Below are 2,411 nucleotides of genomic sequence, written 5' to 3'. Positions count from 1 at the left end.
GTGCCGGCCAGCGTCGTGCTCATGTTCCCTCCATTGCGTGGGCGCCGAGGATCTCATTACGAACATAGTCGTCGTGCTCGCCGAGATCGGGCGCGCCGCGCGCGATCTCGGCCTCCACGGCCGACATCCGCCATGGCGCTGCGAGGACCGGTCGTTGGCCTTCGCGGTGATCGCTGACGAATCGGTACAGGCCGCTGTCCCACAGCAGCGGATCGCTGATGACCTCGGTAGCCGTCGCGCTTTTGGCGGCCGGGACACCGGCTGCTCTGAGCTGTTGGGCCAGCTGTGCGGCATCGTGGCTTCGGGTGAGCTGCGCGAGGTCGAGATCGAGCGCGTCGGTGTGCCCGAGTCGGTCTGCCAGGCGGGCGTACCGCGGGTCGTCGACCAGTGCCGTGGCGCCGAGCTCTGCGCACAGTTGACGCCACTGCGTGTCGTCGGCCACCGCGATGCTGATCCAGTCGCCGCCGGCGCACAAGTAGCAGTTGTGCGGGGCCATGTCGGCGTGGCGATTGCCGTCGGGCTGCAGCGGTATGCCGGTGAGCTCCTGGGCGAGCAGGCAGTCGCCGATCATCGACGACAGGGTCTCCACCGCCGAGACGTCGACGAACTGGCCTTCGCCGGTGAGGTCGCGGTGCAACAGCGCCGCAACGGCGGCGAAGGCGGCGGCCGCGCCGACGGTGGAATCGCCGTAGCGCATGCTGGTTCCCAGCGGGGGTCCGCCGGGATGGCCGACCAGTGCAGCGACCCCCGCCAATGCCGCGAAACACGGCGCGTACCCGGTCTGGTAGCCCAGTGGCCCATCGTTGCCCCACATCTTGATCGACACCGAAATGACGTCCTGCTTAATAGTTTTCATCTGCTCGTAGCCGAGCCCCAGCCGTTCCAGGGCGCCGGGCCGCAGGTTGTTGATGACGATGTCGCTGCGGGCGATCAGTTCGCGCAGCCGGCCGACGTCGGTCGCTGACTTGAGGTCTAACTCCACGCTGAGGACTTCGGGGTTGATGCTCAAGAAAAAGGGGGCGTGGTTGATGTCGGTGCCGCCATACGCCCGCATCTCGTCGGGGTGGCTCGAGCTTTCCACTTTGATCACCTCGGCGCCCAGGAAGGCCAGTAACTTGCCGGCGTATGGTCCGGCCCACACCTTCGTGAGCTCGACGACCCGCACGCCTTCCAATGGGCCGCCGCGCGACAACTTGGGCGGCTTGAGTTGCGGCGACTTGACCTTCGCCGTCGGGCGTGGTGTGCCGATGCCCTCGCGGATTTCAGCGGTGTGCCGGCCCAGAGTGGGCGCCGCGCTGGTGATCCGCGCCGGTGATGCGCTCAGCAGATAGGGGACGCCGGGATACGCCGCACTGCCCAGCACCGGGTGGGTGACGTCATGAAAGAAGCCACGGTGACGGTACTGGGGTGAATCCTTCAGATCGGCAGCGCTTTTCACCGGCACCAGCGGAACATTCAAACGTTGGGCCTCTTCGGATGCCACGTCTTTGTTCAGGCCGCGGACCCAGCCGGCGAAGCCTTCCCGAAAAGTGGCGACCTTTTCCGGGGTGACCGAGAACTCCAGCCAGTCGTCGTCGAACTCGTCGAGCCAGTCCGGTTGGCCCATCAGCTTTTTCACACCGGCCCAGTGGCTGCTACTGGTCATGTAGAGATAGACGAATCCGTCCGCGCAGGCGAAAAAGGAGGCCGGGCCTTGCTGGTCGTAGTCGTCGCGGGTGTTCGCCGGCGCGATCTCGCCGGTGATGAACCTGCCCAGCACGCAGTCGGCCCGCGACGCCAGCACCGCGTGCGCGGACACGTCGATGACTTGGCCGGCCCCGGTGTGCAGATGCCAGAACAGCGATGAGGCGACGCACAACGCGGCATCGAGTCCGGCCTCGTAGTCGGCCAGAAAGCGGCCCGGCCCTTTCAGCGGCGGTTTGGCCGGGTCGGCGTGGCTGGGAGTGTGGAATCCCCAGCCGCTACTGTGAAAGACGTTGAGGCACTTGGCGTTGTGCAGCTCCGGCGGTGCCTGCACGCCGTACGGGGTCACCGAGCAGAACACCACGGTGGAATGACGGCGGGCGACCTCGCTGGCCGACATCCCCACAGCCTGCGCCCACGACGGTGTGTGATCGTCGATGACCGCGTCGGCGGTGGCGATGATCGTGTGCAGCAGCTCGAGCTGATCCGCCGAGCTGACATCGAGCTCGACCGAACGCTTGTTGGTGTTCAGGTACGCGAAGACCGCGCTGCGTTCGGGCCCATCGCCGTGGCCGACGAGCGGTTCCATCGCCCGGGTGGGGCTACCACCCGGGCGTTCGACCTTGATCACCTCGGCGCCGAAGTCGGCGAGAAGCTTCCCGCAGTATTCCCCGGCAACCGATTCGGCCAACTCGACGATCCTGATACCATTCAGCGCTGACATGCGC

Annotated in this window: 1 protein-coding gene; it reads right to left on the bottom strand. The window is 66.5% G+C overall.

The window, feature by feature from the left end:
• Positions 1 to 19: 19 nt before the first annotated feature.
• Complete coding sequence (locus WAO18_RS15290) at positions 20 to 2,407, bottom strand: CaiB/BaiF CoA transferase family protein (RefSeq protein ID WP_422207103.1); 2,388 nt, start codon at positions 2,405 to 2,407, stop codon at positions 20 to 22.
• Between the last annotated feature and the right edge of the window lie 4 nt (positions 2,408 to 2,411).

Source organism: Mycobacterium sp., assembly GCF_049278535.1.
Taxonomy (GTDB): Bacteria; Actinomycetota; Actinomycetes; order Mycobacteriales; family Mycobacteriaceae; genus Mycobacterium.
This window is presented reverse-complemented; position numbering and strand designations above follow the sequence as displayed.

What these genes read in the sequence shown, in the direction of transcription:
- WAO18_RS15290 (WP_422207103.1), bottom strand. Translation starts at nt 2,407, where the DNA reads ATGTCAGCGCTGAATGGTATCAGGATCGTCGAGTTGGCCGAATCGGTT.